Source organism: Ruegeria sp. CDSC045 (assembly GCF_059610725.1).
Window position 1 is genome coordinate 239,162 of the sequence record NZ_JBXWOE010000004.1, and the last position, 22,091, is coordinate 261,252.

A 22,091-nucleotide genomic window follows, 5' to 3' on the forward strand; every position below is an offset into this window, starting at 1 on the left:
CAATGCCCCCCCAGTTTGTCCACTCATACGCAACAACATTAACCGAACGTGAACAATGTATTCTCAGAGTGTTCAACCGTTATCGTTCATACTTCCTTACTCAGGGCCGATCAATGCGTGCCCGGATGCACTGAAGGGGAACAGCATGATCAATACTGCCAATGAGGGTGCGCCTAGCATTCCTACAGCAATGCAATCCTCGCGCACCGTCTCAGGCGGTGAATTGTCAAGCATCACGAATTCGAGCAACGGTCGCTTCCCTCCTATCGAAAATGCACTGTCTGAACTATTCAACAAAGAGCGGCTAAAAGAGGCGAAACGAGGCGTCTGATCTCTCAACAGAACGTCTGCGTATATCCCAAGTCACGTGGTGTTGTCTGGGATGTAGTGAAACCCGCTCCGGATCGGAGCGGGTTTTTTTATTTGTGATGTTGTTATGCCTGCTGGCTCGGGTCTATTTGACCTGGTGATTGATTGGACAATCAGCAATCAGCTATCAAGACCAAGCAGAGTTTTTACGGCAGCTTCGACCTCATCCGTCACAGGCTTGTTGGCGGCAGCCTCCAACGCTTCACGCTCGGTCTGCGGTTGATTTTCTACAGCCTCAGTCAGCGCATCGACTTCTGCCACCGTATCGTTGTAGTCGACCGCAGCCTGCCGTTCGGCGCCTAGGTCTTCGGCCGTATCGAGGGCTCCCTGAAGTTCGTCATTGGCGTCCTTAAGCTCTGCTTCTATATCCGGATCTGTGCCCCCGGCATCGGCAAGAGCGTCCTCAAGCTCGTTCACGCGATCCTGTTTGTCCTGAACATCTGTCAGAGCCGCATCAAGGTCCTCTTCGATCTCAGAGACCGGGCGGTCCGGCGGGGTCATGCCATCCAGCTGTGCCTGTGTTTCCGCAAGCTCCTCGCGCAATTCATCTCCGGCCAGAACTGCGTCACGAAATGCGGCGATGCGGCCCACACGGGAATTAGGAGAGGCGTTCTTGAGAGCATTCTCATTAGCGTTGGCGGCGTTCAGTGCGCCTAGTTCAGATGGGTGCACGCCCAGCAGATCCGCCATCTTGTACCCTTTTGGTTTCGGGGCGGGGCGAATTGCTTTGGTCACCTGATCCACTGGTTGACTTTTGCGTACGGTCTTTACGGCTGCGGTTTTGGCTTTGGTCTTTTTGCCCCCAAACAGGTCTTTCAAGGAAAACTTGTTTTTTCCCGATGACTTTGACTTACCAGCGTTGGAAGATTTCCGGTTAGATTTTCCGGCCGCTTTATCACTATCGCTAATGGACGCACCAGATCCGCCATTACCGTTTCCACCACCATTGCCGTTTCCACCGCCATTGCCATTGCCATTGCCGCCGCCGTTTCCGTTACCGCCGCCGTTGCCTCCTTTGGCATAAGCAGCATCAGGAAACGCGACAGCTCCGACAATCGCGGTCGAGCCCAGCAGGGCGATGGCAATAGCAGAGGCTTTTAGCAGGTTGATCGGTTTGGTGTTCATAATGGTCCTCGTTCATCAGGTGCGATTCTCGTCTGTCACGGTAATCAGCGGCGAGCAGACGCAAAAACTGGGTGTCGAAAACAGAATCCGACACCCCTGATCTAAACCCATCATCGTTGAACCCACGCGTAACTGGCTGTTCACCGTAGGTTCACATAGAAATCGGTAGATTGAGCCGGCGTTTTCGCAGTAATGAGTGACAAGGATGAAAAAGCTTATTGCCATTGCCTGTCTACTTGCCTTTCTCCACCCCGGAGAGGGACAGGCTGCTGCACGTGAGTTGACGCAATCCGAGTTGCGCAAGGCGACAACCTCAGGCAGTGCCATTCGTTTGAAAAAAGTAATCAAAGGCGTTGAAAAGGCTTTTGGTGGAACGCCAGTTGACGCGCGAGCCTTTCAGGCTGACAGGCTATATTACCGTATTCTCGTCAAGAAACCGGATGGTAAAATCGTCAGTGTCATCGTCAACGCTCAGACGGGTGTTGTTGTGTCCAACCGATCCGTTGTTGGCCGCCAGATTTCTGAAGCTGCCCGCGCTGCGCCGGGTAAATCCGGCAAGGGCGCTTCGCAGGGGAAATCTGCAAACAAAGGCAACAGCGGCGGTAACTCCGGTGGCAATGGTGGTGGTAATTCCGGTGGTAACGGTGGCGGTAATTCCGGTGGTAACGGTGGCGGTAATTCCGGTGGCAACGGCGGCGGTAACTCCGGTGGTAATGGCGGAGGTAACGGCGGGGGCAAAAAGTAATGGTTATACTTCCATTTGCTCGCCTATAGTCCTTAAGTATGAGAGTATTGCTGGCAGAAGACGAACCGCACCTCTGCGAACAGATCAAAAAACTCCTGAACGCAGAAGGCCGCGTTGTGGATGTCGCCAATAGTGGGCTCGACGCCCTGCATCTGGGTGCGACCGAACCATATGACATGATCATCCTTGACCTCGGCCTTCCAGAGCGCGACGGCATTTCGATTCTGCGCGAATGGCGCAACGAGGGTGTCAAAACACCGGTGCTGATTCTGACTGCCCGCGATGGCTGGAGCGAAAGGGTCGACGGCCTGGATGCGGGCGCAGATGACTATATGACCAAACCGTTCCACATGCCCGAACTGGCCGCGCGTGTTCGCGCCATCCTGCGACGGCAAAGTGGACAGCTAAATCCCGTGATTGAAATGGGAAACGTCATTCTGGATACCCGTAACGGCCGGGTGACAGCCGATGGCGTGCCGGTTGACCTGACTGCTCAAGAAATCGCGGTGCTGACTTATCTGGCGCATAATTCTGGTCGGATGATTTCACGATCAGAACTTTCAGAGCATATCTATGAATACGATGGAGACCGGGATTCGAACACTATCGCCGTATTTGTTACCCGTCTGCGCAAGAAGCTTGGCACTGACCTGATCACAACGGTTCGGGGTCGTGGATATATGATCGATTCGGCCTGATGTTATCGCTGCGACAACGGGCATTGCTGGGGGGAATTGCATCTGGGGCAGTGTCTGTGGGCGTAGGCACACTGGCGGTTTTCTCATACATTGATGCACGGGTGTCCAACCGGTTCGACTCTGCGCTGCTGGATCGTCACACACAGCTGGTTGTCGGGCTGAATGTCACAACCGAAAACCCGGATGCCCTACGGGATCTGATATTTGACCCGGCTTATGGCACCCCCTATTCCGGACGGTACTGGCAGGTCAGCAGCGCCGACGGTGTGGTCTTCACCTCTCGCTCGCTGTTTGATGAGGTCATCGCGGAACCCCCCGGCATTCCCGATTTCCCCACACTCTGGGACACAAGCGGCCCGGAGAATGAAGTGCTGCGCAGCGCTTTTCAGAAGATCACTTATGAAGATGGCACGGTATGGGGCGTCAGCGTCGCCGAAAGTCAGGCTCAACTCGTGGCCGAGCGGCGCGCGGCGCAGAAAAGCCTGCTGCCGGTGTTTGGCCTAGTTGGCCTGATCGGTTTAGCCGGCTCGTTGTTTCTGATTTCAGTTGTTCTGGGACCATTGCGAAAGCTGCGTACGGATGTGGCCCATCGCTGGGATCAAGACGAAGACCTTAGGCCAACAGATTACCCCGAAGAGGTCTCGCCATTGGTCGAGGACCTGAACCAGCTGTTGCGTCGGAACCGCGAGATTGTCTCGGGTTCGCGCCGCCAGGCCGCAGATCTGGCACACGCATTGAAAACTCCTACAGCCATATTGCGCAATGAACTTGTGACATTGTCCAACGCCGGAGCGGTGACAGATACCGCACAAGAGGCGCTGGACAGGATCGATGCTCAACTTGGTCGATCTCTGGCCAGGCTGCGGGCTTTGAACGCTGCTGACCTGACCCATTCGCGGACCGATCTGTCTAACTCCATCAAGCGCCTGGCGCGGCTGTTCTCGGCCATGGCGGACCGCGAAGGTAAATCGCTGCAGATCGATGGCGATCCGGGTCTTTGGGTGCGCATGGATACGCAGGACATAGAAGAGATTTTGGGCAACCTTCTGGACAATGCGGTCAAATGGTGTCGAAGCGCGGTACGGCTGACCGCGAAACGTAAGCAGAAATGTATCGAAATCAGTATCGAGGATGACGGTCCCGGAATTCCAGAAGACGCCCACCGCGAAGCCTTGCGATCCGGCGGACGACTGGACACCTCGGTCGTTGGTAGCGGGCTTGGGCTGGCGATCGCGGTCGACTTACTGAAAGCCTACGATTCCAGACTAGATCTGGACCGCTCTGAATCGCTGGGTGGGTTGTTGTGTCGGATTGTGATCCCGACCTGAAGTCGCCCGGAATCTGATCTGCAAAGTGTCGTTTGAACAATTCGCAACTTTAACTACCAATGGGCCCGAACCTGTCGTCTGACGATCTCAGTAGGTCATCGGGTTGGTTCAGACCGCACAAAGTCGGCCTAATGGACGAAGCAGGCGTTCGACTGGGTTCACATTTTCAGAAAAATGAAGGCACTTTTTTTCTGCGCATTGGATAGGGCGATCAAAAGTTACAGCCAAAATACTTCTGTGAAGGTAAACCGATAGGAAGAACTGCCGAAGACAATGTATTCAGTCAAAAAGCCAAATTGCTTAAGTGAGGGACTCTGTGACTTCTGAGAACGCCTTAATTTATCTGTCTGACGACGACCTCGGGGGTTTAGGCATCCAACCTTTGGAAGTTGCCGATGCCATCGAGGCTGCTTTAATAGCCAAGGCAGACGGAAAGCTTCACACTTCTCCCAAGACAGTCATTTTGCCCGGCGATGGGCGCTACGCAATGTCTACATTGGCAATGGGAGATGATGGATTCATCGTGACCAAGCAGGTTACAGTGTGTCCGGAAAATCCGGCGAGGGGTCTTCCCGCGATAAACGGTGCCATCATGGTTATGGATGCGCAAACCGGACTGCTTCGCGCGGTCTTGGGAGCGAATTGGATTACGGCAAACAGAACTGCGGCTCTGTCAGTGGTGGCAGCGCGTCGGCTTGCTGACCCTCATGCCGAGACAGTGGCTTTTGTGGGCGCGGGCGTGCAGGCTCACTCCCATCTAGCTGCGTTTTCAGAACTGTTTCCCTTGAAACGAATCCGCGTGTTCGGGCGAGGTAAAGAGAATGCCGACAAGCTTTGTCGTTATGCTAGGGGCATGGGTCTCGAAGCTGAAACATGCGCCGATGCCAAGGACGCCTTGAGTGATGCCGATCTGATAGTGACATCGATAACGTTGGACTACTCCATTGAACCCTTCTTGGATGCCCGATGGCTGAAGCCGACTGCCTTCGCCACCATAACTGATGCGTGCATCCCGTGGGTGCCGGCGCACATGATTGGTTTCAAAACGGTAATTGTCGACGACCGTTTGCAGGAGCTGGAAAGCGACAAGCCGATGTTGCCATACGAGCAAATTGCTGGCGACTTGACGGAATTGGTCGCTGGCAAAGTCGACGTCCGAGCACGCAATAAACCGGCGGCTTTTGCTTTCAGAGGGATTTCATTGGGGGATTATGCTGCTTCGGTCCTCGCAGTTCGCCGGTTCACCGAAAAACCCGTGAAGTGAGCCCAAAGACATGAACACCCACTTTGTAATTAGATACCGGAATGGTCGCTTTGGGCGCAGATACGCCATTCTCTGCGATCAGTTCAATTAGTTGGTCGCAGCCCAAAGCGGGCATTTGCCACTGAGCTTTGCAAATTCAACTGCGCGGGACGGGAGTTACTATTGGTGCTGAAGGTTTGAACGCACGCTCCGAGCGCTTCGCCACGGCAAGAATGTAAGAAAGAAATTGACCGTGAAAAGCAAGCAAGCTGAAACAGCACTCTTTAAGGAAGCAGGCGCCACCGCACACTTTCGGGCAAAACAGGTTTAACCCAAGGTGTTGCCGGTGATGAAGGTGTACGAACTTTCGACCAGATCGATGACGAATTCCAACTCTTCTGGTGTGGTTGGAGTATAGATCATGACAAAGCCGCTCCATCCGGGGCGTTGATCAGCCCAAGGGTGAGCTACGGCCCAGCCAGCCTCAATTGCTTTTCGCGCCAATGCTGGGTCGAGCGAAGCGTGCAAGCTGCCATCAGGATGCATATGCGCAAACTCAAACCCACCGACGATAGAGCTCGGTCGAGACAACAACATGCCGGGATCAAGCTGAAAGCCAATCGCGCCAGGTAGTGATATGCGTGTGGGGCCAAGTGTGACCCCTGGGAATTGCGCAACTCGCTCCAGCAATAGCTGGGACAAATCGGCATCAATTTCGACACCAATCTGAGTATGCGGTACGCCGCTTGTTGTTTCCGGACGGGGCGAGGTGCGCTCCGGGAACGCGTACTCTTGCGCATATGCCAAAGGGCTCGTGACCGCCGCTACTGCGACAACAGCAAATATTTTCGGGAAAATATCCATATTGTTGGCGACCCCGTCAAAAGTTAAGAAAGAGCGCTCCGAGCAGTTTCAGCGCACTTGCACACATCATTCAGCCTTTAACGCTTCGATATTGATCAAGAGCTCTATTTCGTCGCTCACCGCAGGTGCAAACGCCCCAAGTCCGAATTCTGACCGCACGATAGTCGCCGTGGCTGCCAGCCCCAAGGTTGGCGTGCCCTCTTTTGGGCCAAACGGGTATGGCGCTGACTTGTTAAGCGTTGTTTCCAGAACAACAGGTTTGGTGACGCCATTCATGGTAAGGTCGCCAGAAATATTCGCGGTGTTGTCCCCGGTCACTTCAATGCTGGTTGAGGCGAATGTGACCACGTCACTGTCACTCGCGCTAAAAAAGTCATCGGACATGAAGTGTTGCAAACGGGCATCCCAGCCCGTGATCATGGATTTTACAGGCATAGACACTGTGACAGATGAGGCCGACGGATCATCTTCGTTGAACTCTATCTCACCGCTAAAACCTGAGAACATTCCAAATGTTTCTGAGAACCCGATGTGGGCGTAGCTAAACAATACCTGGCTGTGTCCAGGATCCAGCTCGTAAGTGCCACTCTCGGACAATGCGGTTGTCGCGCCCATCGATAAGATTACCGCCAGCGGGGTTGCTGCCACTTTGAACATTGATACGCTCCCATTTTGACAAGACGTGTTTGCGAAATTGAATTTTGGGATTTAGTTTTAGCTTGCCATACTTTTAGGACAAAATGTTCTACTATGCAACAAAATGTTCTATAGGAGGGGTGATTGAAAGAAGATCCTAGGCTGATCGCCACACGACAGACCGCGCTTGATGCTGCGCAAAAGATACTAATGGATGAGGGCGTGCTGCACGTAACTCATGGCTCGGTATCGAAGGCAACTGGCATTTCGCGCAGCACACTTTACAGACACTGGCCAGATGCGCGTAGTCTGCGTGATGCAGCGTTCAGGCGCATCGCAACACCGCCGAACATACCGCCCAAAACCGATGGCCCGCTACGATCTGACCTGCGCTGGCTACTCGGTGTACTGATGGGAGCCTTGAATGACACACCATGGGGCCAAATCGCGCCTCAGGTGGTCGCTGCTGCGTCCAACGATGCAGAAGCGAGGTTGGTGATCACTGAATTTATGAAAGACAGATTCGCAAGTGTTGAAGCAGTATTTGCAGCCGCAATAGGCCGCGGTGAGATCACCGCTGACGTCCCGGTTGACCAACTCATAGAACTAGCAGTCGCTGCACCTTATTTCCGCAAACTCATACGTCACGAGGCACTGGACGAAGATTGGTTGGATCAACATGTTGATCTGCTTTGCAATATAGCGAAAACCAATTCGGGACATTGAACATCGCCTGAATTTGCAGACAAAGCGACCAAGAAGCCTAACGATCTCCAAGATCGCGGTGAGGCTACGTTCGCTGCGTGACATCAGCACGTCGCATGGTCAAAACGAACCGCTACTCACAACGTTGATGTCTGTACCCTGATTTGTCGCTGCCGCTCATTCCTATTGCAACATGAACACCTTGGGCTCAGTGTTGCCATTCTCCGCAGCAAGCATGATAGGCCGCTAGCAGCCCAAAGCGGACCTTCAAGACAGGAATTTGCAGTTTCGTTGATGCGAGCCTACCCGCCGTTCGCTACTCTCGCATAAAAAGCATTCACAGTCTCGGTTAGCGGCCATTCAACAACGCTTGCCATGAATTGACTTTTGGTGCGAAGGAAGCTTTCGCTTGGATCTATGTTAGGCTCAGGATGCATTGATTTTCGCTGCGCTGCGTGATTCACAGCTCCAAAAACGGAGCGATGACATGAGCGACCTTTATTGGCTGACAGACGAGCAGATGGCCAAGCTTTCCCCTTTCTTCCCGAAGTCGCACGGTAGGCCACGGGTCGATGATAGAAGGGTGCTAAGCGGGATTATCTTCATCAATCGCAATGGGTTGCGTTGGCGAGATGTGCCCTGGGAATCCGGACCTCAAAAGACGCTCTACAGCCGGTGGAAGCGTTGGAGCGAGAAAGGCATCTTCGCACGGATGAAGGCTGGTCTGACTGCCGAGCACGGTGAAAAGAAGATGGTCATGATCGACGCCACATATCTAAAAGCCCATCGCACGGCGTCCAGCTTGGGCGTCAAAAAGAGGGGCGTGGCCGCCTGATTGGCAGAACCAAGGCGGCATGAATACCAAGCTGCATGCTATTTGTGATAGCTAAGGTCGCCCGCTCAACCTGTTTGTTGCTGCCGGGCAAGTCAGCGATTACATCGATGCTCGGGCTCTGCTCAGCAGCATATTAAACGTGGATTGGCTGCTCGGGGATCGCGGCTATGACGCCGACTGGTTCCGTGAAGCGCTAAAAGACAAAAGGATACGCGCCTGCATCCCAGGCCGTATGCAACGCAAGACACCGGTCAAATACGATAAGCGAAAGTACAACGTCGCAACCGGATCGAGATCATGTTCGGCAGGCTCAAGGATTGGAGGCGCGTGGCGACACGCTATGACCGTAGTCCCAAGGTCTTCCTCTCAGCCTTCGCACTCGAGGCAACCGTTATGTACTGGTTATGAATCCTGACCCTAAGTAGAATTGGTCAAGTTGAGAACACTGTCGGTTTCAGCGCCAAGCCTTGTTGCAACTAACTTCATTGAGCCGCCTGGCGCTCTTTTTCCGGCCAGAATTCATCTACCACGACATATGCGATGATTACAAAGAAGGCGGCGCTGGCAACTTGCAAAACTCGAATGATGCTCTTGACGTCAGCCTCGTCTGAAAACGGCGCAACCGACCCGCCGTATACAATCAGAGCCGTTGTAATAGCAGAGCCGGCAGCGGCGGCGAGTGGGGCTTGAGATTTACCGAGTGCTCCGAGTGTCAGGCAAAAGAAAAAACACAGCAGAATGGGCGTTAGAATAACCGGAGCTATTACGTTTATCTCATAGCAAATGATGGATACTGCCGCCCCAAGAAGGTTTGCCGTCAGCATTGCTTTTGCAACTGTTTTGCCTGCAGCGGGCATTGCCGCAAGTTGCTGGCTCAGCAGGGCGACAAAAAACAAAACAAGTAGTGCAGATGCGCCGGAAACAAAAAACGCCAAGGCAAACGGCACTGTTACAAGCGACATCCTGACTATTCGGCGATGTGGGTCGAAGTTCGGCGACGATGCGGCCTTCTTCTGGGCCGCTGTTTGAGGTTCGGCGGGGATCAGCGCGAACATTAGCGTCGATACGAAGCCCGCAAACAGCAGATTCAAAGGTATCCAATACACAAGCACCAAGGCCAGATCCTGGGATTGCAGAACCAAGTTTGGGATCATCAATGCCCCCATGAGAGCTATGACACCGGGTAATACTCCGGCGCCGGAAACTGACCACATGAAAGACAGGATTATTCCAATCGCCACCAGCATCAGAAATACAAGCGGATATGGTGAGAAGATTGACGACATCAGGAACGAAATGAACATCAATCCAATAGAGAAGACAAAGAGCTTAGCAAATGCGGCCAAAGGCAATGCGGCAGGTGCTTGCAGAAAAAGGGCGGCGAACACCGCCCCGACGACGGCGAGCGGCCACCCAAGAAATAGGCCCAATGAAAAGACGCCGGTAACACCCAGCGCAAGCCGGGTGACAGAGCGTTGGTCCTCAGTACGCATAGGACAGAATTGAAACCACGCGGATGTAGGTGCGACCTACGAGGTTCAGCAACGAGTTGTCGCTTAGGTACATGATCACATCGGCTTGCCCATTCAGTTGAAAGCGAAGGTCATCTTCGGTGCTTCCGGCTTCATAGCCGGGTAAAACGATCCTGACTGGGAATCTCTCAGGCTCTCGTAAAAAACCTTTGGTGCTTGGCGGGCTCGCCAATTGCCCAGGCACATCACCGCCGCTTAGGGAAACCGCCGAACTAAAGCTCTCAATGACGCCCGGAATAACCTGACCTGGATGCATGTCCAACACTACATCAACCGGAGACCCTATCGAGGCTCTTCCTAGGTTGTTCTCGGAAAAATACGCCTCAATCCAGACGTCAGTTGCGTCCAGAAACGTCAACAGATCCTGACCGGATCGCGCATATGTTCCGGGGGCTATCAGCAAATTAGAGATGACACCTGTCGCCGGAGCGCGCAACTCAGTCCACTCAAGGTTAAGCTCTGCATCCGCCAAGGCGGCCAACGCGCGCTGGATTTTCGGGTTTTCGATTCCGTCGTCACCAAGTCTCTGTTTTGCTTTTTCCAGATCTGCTTTTGCGTTCTCATAGTTTGCCTCGGACTCTGCCAGTTGCCCTCGCGCATCATCGGCCTTTGAGACGGCAATCAACCCTTTCTTTTCGAGCGCAAATACGCGTTCTGTTTGAATGCGCATCGTATCCAGATCGCTCTGCGCCCTTGCTAGTTTGGCTTGTGCCGCTCTTACTTCTGCCGAAGATGCGCCGACTTCTTGAGTGGCTGCTTCGAGATCAGCTTCCGCTTTGTCGCGCTGAATCTCGTAGGGTCGCGCATCGATCCGGACAAGGACATCTCCGGCCGAGACAATCTGACCATTTTCGACCAATACTTCAGTCACGGTGCCAGTCACCTGAGGGACGATCTGAGTCGCCACGGCTTTTACTCTGGCGTTCCCGGTAAATGGCGTTTTCCGATCAGCGACCAAATACCAGACAAGGAAAATCAGAATGACAGCCAGGGTTGTCCATATCGTTTTCCTCATTTCGTCGTACCATCAGCAACGCCCTCGGCTTCGGGCGAGGTATCAATCCAAACCTTGAACAGCTCATAGAAGACAGCAAAGAGAACCGGCCCCATAAAGACACCGATCAAACCGTACGCCATCATACCTCCGAGAACACCGATGAGGATGACCAACATAGGAGTCTCGAGGCCTTTTGAGATGAACACGGGTCTTAGGAAACTGTCCATTATAGTGACGGGAACAGCCAGTATGGTGAAGATCAAAGCAGTTCCGCCGGACATGGAACTCCATGCGTAGATAATTACCGGTATAAGAACCAATCCGGGCCCGATTTGGATAATCGAGAGTATCAGGCAGATGAATGCCAACGTGGCGGCCGAAGAAATCCCAAACAAAGCCAACAGTATCCAAACGCAGACCGCTTGAATGGCAGCTACGCCAATCACGCCTTTTGTAACGTTCCGAATTGTTGCGCCTGCCAGTGTTACGAATTCTCCACCGCGCGGAGCGAAAACACGGTTGGCAAAGCGCTGAAGACCCTGGACCATATTTGGCCCGGGGCTGAACAACGCCCCCATAATCAATACGGACAGAGCTAAGCCAAGAAGCCCGATGCCGATGCCCAACACCTTTCCAAACAGCGACTTGGTGATCTCAAGGATTTGCGCGCCATATTTCGTAAGCGCGCCGTCAAGATTGCGCTCAAACATCCCCCAGACATCGGAAATTTTGTCTCCAACCAATGGCAATTCCTTGAGGCCCTCGGGCGCAGGGGGGACTTTCAACTCACCCTTGTCAGCTTGTTCCGCGAATTCAGCCCCTAGTTCTGCAGCACCAGACACCGCAGTTGCGACAGGCCCGAGGGTCAAAACAAGGCCCAACAAAACCAAGATCGTCGTTGCAAGCTTTTTCCGACCTCCCAGCTTGGACTGCAGCCAATCAAATGCCGGGTAAAGCGCCACACAGAGGATAGTTGCCCAGATAACCACGCTTGCAAGCGGGGCCACCATGACCAGAGCGCTGTAGAGGAAAAGTCCGAGAAAGAGCAATCGTATCGCTAGATCGACAATCTTTGCGTCCTGTGTCTTTTCCATTCCATCCCTCCATTTATTTTTTTGAATGTTATACTCAAAAAACATAATATGTATATTTTTTTGAGTTTTAGTGATCATCTATCAGCTTGAAGGCGCAAATGAATCCAGGCCGCGGCTTGAGATGCACAGACGGGCCAATGCCTGTTCAGGAACTCGGTTTGGCTCATTTGAGTGTAGTCTATTAGTCCGCTTTTTTGTCGTCTTGGGACAAGATTGTATCTGCCACTGTGGTCGCCGCGGTCACGAAGACACCGAGGCCCACGATGATGTAAATCATTGTGAAGATCTTCCCTGCCGCGGTTTCAGGTGAGAAGTCACCAAACCCTACGGTCGAAATTGTCACTACAGAAAAGTAGATTGAGTCGAGCCAACTCCAACCCTCGACAAAGTGGTAAAAGACCGAGGCCCATAAAATCATTCCAACCGTGAAGGCAAGAATGCCTTTCACTCTACCGTCTTTGAAAGCGACACCTATCCCACGTGTTATTCTAGTTAGTGAGTTCATCCTGTCCTCGTCGTTTGAAGAATTCACATATAACAGTAATTAGATAAATGTGGGAAATCGAAGAAATCTGGCTGCCAATAGCTTGGGAATGCGTCGAGCCGCTGAAGTCGCAACCCCTGCAACGTGTCCAGTTCTGGTCGGTCAAACTCGCTTCAAGCCAGCTGATTGGAAGCTGGGTCAGCGGTACAAAAGTTATTTTGTCATCTACCCGTGATTTAGCTGTCCGACCAAATCAGCGAGAGTTATCAGCTGTACGGTCAAGATCATTCAGAGGTCGGGAAATTTACCGACCATATAATCCATTAACCTAACAAATAAATGGTTTAGGTTGCCCAAGGTATGAATCGGAACATTAGGAGAAAAGCGTGCGGTACGTTGCAAAAGGTGTATTTGTTTGTTGCGCTGTCGCGTTTGTGGCTGTGTTAGCAGCTTGGCTTTTCCTGTCTTCTACGTTGTTTTCTTCTGTAAGGACCACCTTCGTTGAAAACCTGATCTCCAAGAAACTTGGTCAGGACGTCATCATAGAGGATGAAGTGCGTCTAGGCCTTGGCCGGCACTTGCAGGTGTCAGCGGCGGGGCTGGTACTACCCGGTTCGCGGAGAGCGAACGAGAATCTGGCAGCAATCGACGAAATAGAGTTCGAAATTTCCACGCGCGACCTCTGGAACAGTAATCTATCGCTGAGCAACCTTTCTCTCTCGGGCGTTCACCTGAACCTGATCACAGGCAAAGACGGCGTCGGAAACTGGCAGTCCCTTTCCCAATCAGATGTAGAAGCCGGGCAAGCTGCTAAGTCTCCTAAAATGCCTTTGGCTGGAGTTCTAACGGACCATAAAATTGACCTGACCGATATCACCGTTTTCTACCGAAATGATCTAAACGGGCTTGAGCTGGATCTGAAGCTTTCTGAGCTGCTTCTAAAACGCGATACGGAAACCGACGTTGCGACCGCAGTTGGGGCCGGTTCGCTAAATGGAGAGAGGTTTGATCTGAACGCGACATTCCCTGCGGAAGACCCGTTTCAGGTAGCGGTGAACTTCGAACAGATTTCGATTACCGCAGAGGAATCCCCCATAGAAGACGGGCTGCAAGTGAAGACGACCCTAGAGGTTGTAGAACTTGGCCAGCTTCTCGAGATCCTGAAGCTTGACCGTGTCCTGGAAGGTTCAGGGAGTATTAGTGCAACATTCAATTCGGTCGACGGCGTTGCTCGGATTGATGATCTAAGTGTTTTGACGGAGTTGGATGGCGGGCAAAGCCTCTCGCTGACAGGACAAATCGGAGAATTGGGGAACCCGGAAGACGTATCGCTGACAACCCGCATTCGGTTGTACCCTGAAGATGCTGAACCGGGCACAGCCGCATCGCGGTATGATCTTCAACTTATCGCGGTCGACATGGTTATCGACAGCGTCCCCGGGCAGATTCCGCAGCGGCAAATGGTCATTAAGACCAACGGATTCACATTGGACACGTCTGGCGAGGGTCCGCCTCCGATCAAGTTCTCCGAACTTTCCAGAACACCAGAGGGCGCCTTAAGGGTCGGAAGCATCAACTTGAGAATTGGGAACCCGGCTGATCCGTTTATCATTTTGGACGGTTCGGTCGATGACGCGCTGCAGTTACAAGGAATATCAGCAGAAGGTCTAATGGATATTCCGGCAAGCAGTTTGATCTCACCAGAACTGTTAGGACCGGACGACCAACTCGGCAGATTTTCCGGCGACTTTCATTTGAATGGCGACATCAATCAGCTATCGCTGACGAATTTGGATGGCAGGACAAGCGAAACGGAAGTCTGGAACCTCGAAGTACATGGCACTGTCAAGAATGTACTCAAATTCGAGGACCTGGATTTGGCAATTGATGTTGAAGTCCCATCAGGTGCAGACCTTTTGGAGGCACTATCGCTTGATCGCGTGGAAACCGGGCGGGCTCGCCTTGAGATTGACCTCGCTAGCGAAGGCACCGATTGGAACGCGAGTGCCAATGTCGAGGTTTCTGAATCTGTCCTGGAAATTGTCGCCGATCTTGATGATGCAACAAGTGATCCTGTGCTGAAAGGTTCCATAGAGAGTGACTTGATAAAGATAGATCATATTCGAACTATCATTCAGGCCGCCGCACAGTTGCGGAAGCTAGGCGGTACGGGGCTCGACGAGGAAGACGTCAATCAAGAAGCAGATGACACTGGCCCTTTGAGAAATGTTACGCTTAAACCAATAGGGCGTTCAGTTCTTTTGTCCGGTATGGATATGGATGTCGACATTGACCTTCGGCACATAGAGGGCGCCAAAGGCATTAGCAATTTGCAGAGCGAACTGACGCTTAACAAAAATGAGCTTAAGGCCGGACCTTTGAAATTTGAATACGGTGGCGCTCATTTCGACGTCAGCGGGCAAATGGATCTATCGAACGACGCGCACCTGCTCACGTTGACCGGCAAGGCAGGCGGCTGGCAGCTGGATGATATTCTTCACGGTCTGAACTTCAAAAAAGGTGCAAGCGGTACGATCTATGCAGATTTTTCGGTGTCAGGAGGAACCGATTCACCCAAGCACTTTGCCAACAGCATGAACGGCAACGCCACAGTTTCATTGCGTGATGGCTCGATCGAGACCCAGCTTTTGGATTTGGCGGGGCTGGGTGTGCTACCTTGGGTGTTTACCAAAGAAAAACAAAAGGTTGCTCCGATCGTATGCTTGCGCGCGCCGATTAGTATCTCCAATGGAAGTATTTCGACGAAACAAACCACCTTGGAAACGGATCATGTCCAAGTTGTCGTTTTTGGCGGGGTCGATGTGGCTGGCAAGGTCTTGGATTTAGATCTACAGCCCCGCAAGATTGGCGAACCTCTTTCGAAAAGCCCCTGGCCAGTGACTCTAAAAGGCCCGCTAGCTAAGCCGAAAATCAAGGTCAAGGACGGCCCGAAGCGACTGAAACGATCAGATGGTGCAGACAAAATGCCTGCCAAAAGAAAACTCTGCGTCCCGGATATTTTGCAACTGCAGTAGTAGTAGTGGAGGCAGTTGGTTCAGGAATAAATCTAGAATTAAAGAAAGATTGCAGTGCTCCCGAAAAGGGATTTCCGTTTTGAGCCCAGACTTACCGGATGCTGCACGATGTACTAATGTCAGCTTTTTAGAGATGACATTGCACTTGTCAAAATGACATGTATAATGTCGTTATGAAGGCAGAACAACTTCACCAACTGATTTGGATGTCACGCCCCTTGATGCAGGCCGCAGAAGCCTGCGTTGAAACGGGCTTGGTCGGAACCAACCTAACAGTCCGGATGCGCGCCGTTCTGGAGATGCTGGACAAATACGGAGAGCAGACCGTCCCAGAGATTGCGGCAAGACTCGAAATCAAACGGCAATACGTTCAGATCATGTGCAATGAGACGCTGGCCTCAGGTCTGGTCGAGCACCGCCCAAATCCTCGCCACAAGCGGTCTCCTGTCCTGACGTTGACCGATCACGGTCGCACCCTCATTGAAGAGATCATTTCGAACGAAATGAAGCTTATGGAGAGGGTTGGTGCGAACCTACGCAGTGAGAGCATTTCCACGGCGCTTGAGGTCGTGCTCACAGTGACGGACAGACTAAAAACCCAAGCGGGAGAGAGCGAATGACTTTCGGTGTTATCTTGGCCACCGCGGTCTTGCTCCTAATTCTCTGGCTCGCCAACGGTATAAGACGCATTGGCGCGGTCAGTGTAGGAGAAACGATATCGGACCGGAATGGATCAGCACTACTGCTGATTGATCTACAGTCGGTATTCTGGGAGCGCGGTCCGTACTCGAACGCCGCAAAAGAAGCCGCCGCAGGTGTCATTCTTTCGGAAGTAGAAGCTGCGAAAGCGCAAGGCCATCCCGTCATCGCCGTGCGTCAGGAATGGTCGATCCCTTCAACCAAGGCAGTGGCAAAACTCTTGATGAAAGGGCAGGCGATAGAGGGCAGCGACGGGACCGAAATTGCCGAGGTTTTTACATCTCTACCCGACCATGTGCTTGTTAAGCGCGTGCAGGACGCATTCGAAATGGGCGAACTGGATGCTCTTTTAGAGAGTTACGACGTCGGCAGGCTGCGCCTTGTTGGTTTGGACTTGAATTATTGTGTGCAAAAGACGGCGCTGGCGGCCAGAAAACGAGGCTATGACGTCACCGTCGTGAAAGAGGGGGCGCTCGCAGCCGCACCGACGGAAAGCGCTGAAAAGAAGATGTCGTCAGCAGGTGTGGCCATTTGCTGAGCGGACATTGATCTTTCAAGCGCAAACGGCAGCTTCGTCCCGCTCAGCAGACGTTCAACGAGTTTAGAGGAACGTCTGCCTTGAGCCCAAAGCGGAATTGCTTTGCCACGAACATTGGCAGCTAAAGAAACGCAAGTAACTAACTCCGCGGATATGAAGGTGACCGTTTGCTGAATGCGCGACAGGTATTTGAGCATTACCTTTTTAGTTGTGCGTGTATGCCTGTACCTATGCTTTCTATTCATTAAGGCTTTTCAAAATCTGACGAATGGGCTGACAGAAGCAACCCACCGAGCTAACTTCATTGCAAAGAGGAGGGGTGAATGGGAAGACGTCTCACGACGGTATTGGCCGCCGACATTGTGGGCTATTCCGCGCTGATGGATCAGGACCGTACTGGCACAGTCGCTGCATTAAAGACCTTCCGTGAGGACACGTTTCTCCCGATCGTGGAAGATACCAATGGTTCACTGATCAAAAGCATGGGTGACGGCTGGATCGTCGAGTTTCAATCACCATCTGAAGCAGCAGCTTGCGCGATTGCAGTTCAGTCCGCCCTCAAACCTGACCACATCAAACTGCGCATCGGGGTTCACACAGGGGAAGTGGTAACCGATGGCGATGACATTTTCGGCGACGGCATCAATGTTGCGGCGCGTCTGGAGGCTCTCGCGAAGCCGGGACAAGTGCTCTTTTCGGATACGTCACATAACAGCCTTGACCGTAACGATGCGGGATTATTCGACGGCGGAGAGCAAACCGAACTGAAAAACATCACGCGGCATGTTGGAATCTGGTGTTGGCCAAAGGGTACGAAAGCCAATCTCGCGATCAAAGCGGATGTGAGGCCAGGAATCGCAGTGCTCCCATTCGACAATATGTCGGGTGATCCGGAGCAGGAGTTCTTTGCCGATGGCATAACGGAAGACATCATAACTGAGCTATCTCGGTTTCGTTGGTTGATGGTCGTCGCACGAAACTCTTCTTTTGCTTATAAGGGGAAAAGCACGGACATCCGCGACGTGGGCCGCGACCTAGGGGTTCGGTATGTACTGGAAGGCTCCGTTCGGCGTTCCGGGCAGCGCGTCCGCATCACGGGACAGCTCATAGATACCGAAAATGGGAGCCATTTGTGGGCGGACCGCTTTGACGGTGTGCTCGACGACATCTTTGATCTTCAAGATCAAGTCACCGAAGACGTAGTTACAGCTATTGAACCATCGGTGCGGCACGCTGAAACAAATCGTGCGCGTGCAAAGCCCACCAAGGACTTACAGGCATACGAGCTCTACCTCCGAGCATTATCACATTTCCACTTGCTGACTGACCAAGACAACATAGAGGCAATACGACTAACAAAACTGGCTTTGGATCGAGATCCGGAATACGCCTCCGCAGCGGGCTTGCTAGCATGGCTTCATATCCAACGTCTTGTGCAAGGTTTGGAGCCTGTAGATCAGGGACCCAAGTCAGCTGTCGCGGCCGCAGAGCAGGTGCTGCGGAGCGATCGCGCGGACGGCATTGCAAAGGCTTATGCCGCACATTCGATCTCTATGCTGGCACAGGACCTGTCCCGCGCGCGGACAGCCTTTAAGGAAGCATTGTCGGAAAATCCCAACGCGGCGACGGTCCACATGCTCGCCGCTGCAAATCTTTATTTGCTGAATCGCCCTGACAAGGCGCTGGAACATGCAGTCCGGTCTGTCGAACTCAGCCCGGGTGATCCATTGCGGCACGCCGCTTTCATGGGACAGGGTGCCGCCTTGTTTCACTTGGGACGTTATGAGGAAGCCGCGCAGGCCTGTCGCGAAGCCTTGTCTGTGCGTGCAACCTTCCTGATGAGCCACCTGATGCTGATTGCCTCGCTCGCTGAGCTCGATGACATAGATGCGGCAAAAACAGCGGCTGTCAAATTGAACGAGATCGCTCCGAATGCGGCTTCGATAACCGAGACAACACGTTTACCATTATTCTCTATTCCAACCTGCGCTGATCGCTGGCGCAGCGGGTGGAAAAAAGCAGGGTTGCAAGTGTGAAGGCAAACGGCACCCCCCCCGGTTCCGACAACCATGCATTCGGTAAAGGATATTTCGCCTTTGTCTTGAAAATCAGTCGCTGACCAAAACTCTGCCTGGCTGGCCCTCCTCATGGACACGGAACACCAAAATGGTTGCCCCTTCGTCCCCTGAGCGAGCGGTGTGCACTTTTTTCAACGGAACGACGCCTACGTCACCTGAAAAAGCTTCTTGTTCGCCTTCGCCGTCTAGGATGAGGGTGACGCTGCCCTGCAGAATGTAGGCAAATTCTTCACCGGGATGCCAATGCATTGGTAAAGTGAGGTTTGGTGGTAGGGCAACATGGCTCACGACAACCTCCAAGCCCTCAGTGCTTTTGAGCGACTCGGTTAGCAAGTCCTGAATAAGCGGTTTTTGCAAAGTCGCTGGATCCCGCACATCGTGCGACATAGCCGCTGCGGCACCAGTCACGACAATCAAAAAAGCTAATATGATTGGTTTCCACATCTAATCCCCTCCCACTTTTAGAAGATGATGGCATTGGGACCTTTTCGAAATCAATGCTGGTGTGCACGCGGTTAACTGCGACGTTCCAAATTGTTGTGTCAAAGGCTGTTCCAGGGTCCGCAAAGTTCGCGCAGCGCTTCTTAGTGGACGGTGCGGCGAGTGGCGGCTTAGCCCTGCAGACCGTGAGTTACCGTTCTACAGGATTTCGCACGCTCGACGAACGGCAGCTAGACACACACTATTCAGCACTTCGCCGTGGTGACGGCGGAGTGCTCTTTCCACTATCTCTCAAGATTCTGCTTTGGACTCACAACAGGCTCCGGTGCCGTTGCAGAAAGGTCCCCTGCCCCACCAATAGCTGATCATGCGGACGGCCCAAATCAGTCGACACGCCTTTACACGACTGAACAGATAATGACGCCAGCTATCTATGCTTTTGGTCGCCGTTGCTTATTCATGAATGGCACGCATCTTGCATCTTTGTCTAAGCCGCACCGGCAAACCGCGCTCAAAAATCATCCCCTGCAATTCAAACCTGTCCAGGAAGCCACAGGACGATAGCAGGGAACGCAACGAGCATTGCGATCGTCGCTGCATCCGCCAGAAAGAAAGGCGTTACACCTTTAAAAACATCCTGAACGCTTAGGTCATCACGCACGCCAGCCACTACAAAGCAATTCAGCCCGATAGGTGGGGTGATCAGGCAGAATTCGGCCATTTTTACGACCAGAATACCGAACCAGATGGCACACATCGGTCCGGACATACCGAAGGTACTGTCGGCTGCGCTTACGGCCTCGCCACCGTTCAGCGCCATGACTGCGGGATAAACAACCGGCAACGTCAGCAACAACATTCCGATCGCATCCATGAACATGCCCAGAACGGCATAAGCCAGAAGGATGCAGACCAAGATCAGCATTGGCGACATCTCAAGCGAGGTGATCCAGTCGGAGAACGCGATGGGTAGTTCGGCAAAACCCAAGAACCGGACGTAAACTAACACGCCCCAGATGATGGTAAAGATCATGACGCTCAGCTTGGCTGTCTCCAGCAACGCGTCTTTCAGCTCAGACCAGCGCATGCCTTGGTAAAGAGCCATCAGAAAGACAACGAAAGCACCGATTGCACCACCCTCGGTTGGCGTGCCCCAAGCATCGCCTCCGAATGGGTTGTAGACAAAGAAGATAATCGTCACGACGACAAACAAGATAGGCAATGCAGGCGGAAGAGACATGAAACGCTCTTTCCATGTAAAGCCTGAGACTGGGGGGCCAAAGTCTTTGATCACAACAGCCATGCCAATGATCAGCAAGCCATAGATCAAAGCAGAGAACATGCCCGGAATGAAACCGGCTAAAAGCAGTTTGCCCACGTCTTGCTCCACGATGATCGCGTAGATGACCAGAATAGCCGAGGGAGGGATGAGCGACGCCAATGTGCCGCCTGCAGCGACGACACCTGCAGCAAAGCGCTTGTCGTAGCCGATCTTCAGCATCTCGGGGATGGCGATGCGGGCGAAAACGGCGGATGTGGCAACCGAGGCTCCTGAAACCGCAGCGAACCCGGCGGTGGCAAAGACGGTCGACACCGCCAGCCCGCCAGGAACCCATGCCAGCCATCGCTTGGCGGCCTCGAACAGTGCTTTGGTCAGGCCCGCGTAATAGGCGAGGTAGCCAATCAGGATGAAGGTCGGGATAAGGCTCAGCGCCTGGCTCGAAATCTTGGAATGCGGCACCTGCCCCGCTGTTTTGACGGCCACAGTCACAGCCTTGCCGAACCGCGCCGGGTCGTACCCAAACTTGGCCCAGAAGATCCAGATCAGGCCAACCATTCCGGCCGTTGCGGCAGCAAATGCCACGCGCATACCCAGCACCACAAGAACAAGCATTCCGCCCGAGACGATCAGACCAATTTCAATGGGTTCCATCAGAATTTACCTCAGTTGTCGTGGCCCGAGACATGCTCGGCTTCCATTGCAGCCTGGGTGGCGGCATCGGGAATCAACGGGACGGCGATAGGCGGCTGGTCAGGATGGCGAATCGCACGACCGTAGGCACAGAGCTGCAGAAAGAGCCTTATGCAAAGCACGCTGAAGGCGACGGGTGCCAACAGCTTGGCGGGCCACAGCGGGATACTGATGTCAATGGAACTGTCGCGGCTCCACAGTGGGGCACCATAGTCGAAACTGCGCGCGAAGTGCGCCCAGCTCCCCCAGATCAGCAAGACGATCAGCGCCAGAATGACGGCGGTTGTCACGAATTCAACGATATAGAGCGTTCGGCCTTTAAGTGCACCAACGAACATGTCCATTCGGATGTGGCCGCCATCGCGCTGCGCATAAGATATCCCCATGAAGGCAATCAACGGCATGGCCTGTTCAATCCAGTCGACATACCCGGGAAGCGGCGCATTGGCGATGTTCCGACCACCGACGGAGACAACGGCCATGACCATCAGAGAGAAAACCGCAAGACCGCTGATCAAAGCCAGAAAGCTCTCCAGTTTGTAGAGATGTTGATCGAGAATGCTGAGACGGCTGTCGTCGGACAGCACCAGGGATGACCCGGCCATCGTTGTGCTCCGCTATCAGGGGAATAGGCACCCGACGCCAGCTTGGCCGACGTCGGGTGGTGAGTGGA

The 22,091-nt window shown here is 53.2% G+C and carries 19 protein-coding genes and 1 pseudogene; 10 read left to right on the forward strand and 10 right to left on the reverse strand.

What is annotated here, in order from left to right:
• Positions 1–489: 489 nt before the first annotated feature.
• Positions 490–1,494: a hypothetical protein gene (locus tag AC2FH6_RS10465; RefSeq protein WP_496702433.1), complete on the reverse strand. Its 1,005-nt coding sequence runs from the start codon at positions 1,492–1,494 to the stop codon at positions 490–492.
• Positions 1,495–1,699: 205 nt separating this feature from the next.
• On the opposite strand from AC2FH6_RS10465, the gene AC2FH6_RS10470 reads away from it, so the two are divergent.
• The 4 genes from AC2FH6_RS10470 to AC2FH6_RS10485 all read left to right on the forward strand — a co-directional run bounded on the left by AC2FH6_RS10470 (position 1,700) and on the right by AC2FH6_RS10485 (position 5,529).
• Positions 1,700–2,239 carry a PepSY domain-containing protein gene (locus tag AC2FH6_RS10470; RefSeq protein ID WP_496693701.1) on the forward strand — a complete coding sequence of 180 codons (540 nt, stop codon included), beginning with the start codon at positions 1,700–1,702 and terminating at the stop codon, positions 2,237–2,239.
• Positions 2,240–2,277: 38 nt separating this feature from the next.
• On the forward strand, positions 2,278–2,937 hold the full coding sequence (locus AC2FH6_RS10475) for a response regulator transcription factor (RefSeq protein WP_142636050.1): 660 nt from the start codon (positions 2,278–2,280) through the stop codon (positions 2,935–2,937).
• 56 nt (positions 2,938–2,993) lie between these two features.
• Positions 2,994–4,265, forward strand: coding sequence for a sensor histidine kinase (locus tag AC2FH6_RS10480; RefSeq protein ID WP_496702434.1), 1,272 nt, complete (start codon positions 2,994–2,996; stop codon positions 4,263–4,265).
• Between the two features lie 316 nt (positions 4,266–4,581).
• The gene (locus AC2FH6_RS10485; RefSeq protein ID WP_496702436.1) at positions 4,582–5,529 is read left to right on the forward strand and encodes an ornithine cyclodeaminase family protein; all 948 of its coding nucleotides are present in this window, start codon (positions 4,582–4,584) and stop codon (positions 5,527–5,529) included.
• Positions 5,530–5,835: 306 nt separating this feature from the next.
• Here the strand turns inward: AC2FH6_RS10485 and AC2FH6_RS10490 are convergent, their stop codons facing one another.
• A complete protein-coding gene (locus AC2FH6_RS10490) occupies positions 5,836–6,372 on the reverse strand; it encodes a luciferase domain-containing protein (RefSeq protein WP_496702438.1) in 537 nt (178 codons plus the stop codon).
• 66 nt (positions 6,373–6,438) lie between these two features.
• Entirely contained in the window at positions 6,439–7,029 is a 591-nt protein-coding gene (locus AC2FH6_RS10495; RefSeq protein WP_496702440.1) for a YceI family protein, read from the reverse strand.
• Between the two features lie 123 nt (positions 7,030–7,152).
• Between AC2FH6_RS10495 and AC2FH6_RS10500 the strand changes: the two genes are divergently transcribed.
• Together AC2FH6_RS10500 and AC2FH6_RS10505 are read left to right on the forward strand one after the other, a co-directional pair.
• A complete protein-coding gene (locus tag AC2FH6_RS10500) occupies positions 7,153–7,734 on the forward strand; it encodes a TetR-like C-terminal domain-containing protein (protein WP_496702442.1) in 582 nt (193 codons plus the stop codon).
• A 466-nt stretch (positions 7,735–8,200) separates the two neighbouring features.
• A pseudogene (locus AC2FH6_RS10505) lies at positions 8,201–8,956 on the forward strand (IS5 family transposase).
• A 74-nt stretch (positions 8,957–9,030) separates the two neighbouring features.
• Here AC2FH6_RS10505 and AC2FH6_RS10510 read toward each other — a convergent pair.
• From AC2FH6_RS10510 to AC2FH6_RS10525, 4 genes are all read right to left on the reverse strand, one after another.
• On the reverse strand, positions 9,031–10,041 hold the full coding sequence (locus AC2FH6_RS10510; protein WP_496701436.1) for a DUF2955 domain-containing protein: 1,011 nt from the start codon (positions 10,039–10,041) through the stop codon (positions 9,031–9,033).
• The gene (locus AC2FH6_RS10515) at positions 10,031–11,095 is read right to left on the reverse strand and encodes an HlyD family secretion protein (protein ID WP_496701438.1); all 1,065 of its coding nucleotides are present in this window, start codon (positions 11,093–11,095) and stop codon (positions 10,031–10,033) included. Before AC2FH6_RS10515 ends, AC2FH6_RS10510 begins: the two co-directional genes overlap by 11 nt.
• Positions 11,092–12,249, reverse strand: a complete 1,158-nt coding sequence (locus AC2FH6_RS10520) for an AI-2E family transporter (protein ID WP_496702445.1) — start codon at positions 12,247–12,249, stop codon at positions 11,092–11,094. The genes AC2FH6_RS10515 and AC2FH6_RS10520 overlap by 4 nt, the downstream gene beginning before the upstream one ends.
• A 103-nt stretch (positions 12,250–12,352) precedes the next feature.
• Entirely contained in the window at positions 12,353–12,619 is a 267-nt protein-coding gene (locus AC2FH6_RS10525) for a potassium channel family protein (RefSeq protein ID WP_246097203.1), read from the reverse strand.
• 422 nt (positions 12,620–13,041) lie between these two features.
• Between AC2FH6_RS10525 and AC2FH6_RS10530 the strand changes: the two genes are divergently transcribed.
• From AC2FH6_RS10530 to AC2FH6_RS10545, 4 genes are all read left to right on the forward strand, one after another.
• Positions 13,042–15,690: an AsmA family protein gene (locus AC2FH6_RS10530; protein WP_496702447.1), complete on the forward strand. Its 2,649-nt coding sequence runs from the start codon at positions 13,042–13,044 to the stop codon at positions 15,688–15,690.
• Between the two features lie 206 nt (positions 15,691–15,896).
• Positions 15,897–16,310, forward strand: a complete 414-nt coding sequence (locus AC2FH6_RS10535; RefSeq protein ID WP_496691971.1) for a MarR family winged helix-turn-helix transcriptional regulator — start codon at positions 15,897–15,899, stop codon at positions 16,308–16,310.
• On the forward strand, positions 16,307–16,927 hold the full coding sequence (locus AC2FH6_RS10540) for a cysteine hydrolase family protein (protein ID WP_496691970.1): 621 nt from the start codon (positions 16,307–16,309) through the stop codon (positions 16,925–16,927). Before AC2FH6_RS10535 ends, AC2FH6_RS10540 begins: the two co-directional genes overlap by 4 nt.
• Before the next feature lie 347 nt (positions 16,928–17,274).
• Positions 17,275–18,963, forward strand: coding sequence for an adenylate/guanylate cyclase domain-containing protein (locus tag AC2FH6_RS10545; protein WP_496691969.1), 1,689 nt, complete (start codon positions 17,275–17,277; stop codon positions 18,961–18,963).
• A gap of 72 nt (positions 18,964–19,035) precedes the next feature.
• Here AC2FH6_RS10545 and AC2FH6_RS10550 read toward each other — a convergent pair whose 3' ends face one another.
• The 3 genes from AC2FH6_RS10550 to AC2FH6_RS10560 form a co-directional block, all read right to left on the reverse strand.
• Positions 19,036–19,449: a cupin domain-containing protein gene (locus tag AC2FH6_RS10550; protein WP_496691968.1), complete on the reverse strand. Its 414-nt coding sequence runs from the start codon at positions 19,447–19,449 to the stop codon at positions 19,036–19,038.
• A 529-nt stretch (positions 19,450–19,978) separates the two neighbouring features.
• Positions 19,979–21,379 (reverse strand): TRAP transporter large permease, encoded by a 1,401-nt coding sequence (locus AC2FH6_RS10555; protein ID WP_496702449.1) that lies wholly within the window; start codon positions 21,377–21,379, stop codon positions 19,979–19,981.
• 11 nt (positions 21,380–21,390) lie between these two features.
• Positions 21,391–22,023 (reverse strand): TRAP transporter small permease subunit, encoded by a 633-nt coding sequence (locus tag AC2FH6_RS10560; protein WP_142637619.1) that lies wholly within the window; start codon positions 22,021–22,023, stop codon positions 21,391–21,393.
• Between the last annotated feature and the right edge of the window lie 68 nt (positions 22,024–22,091).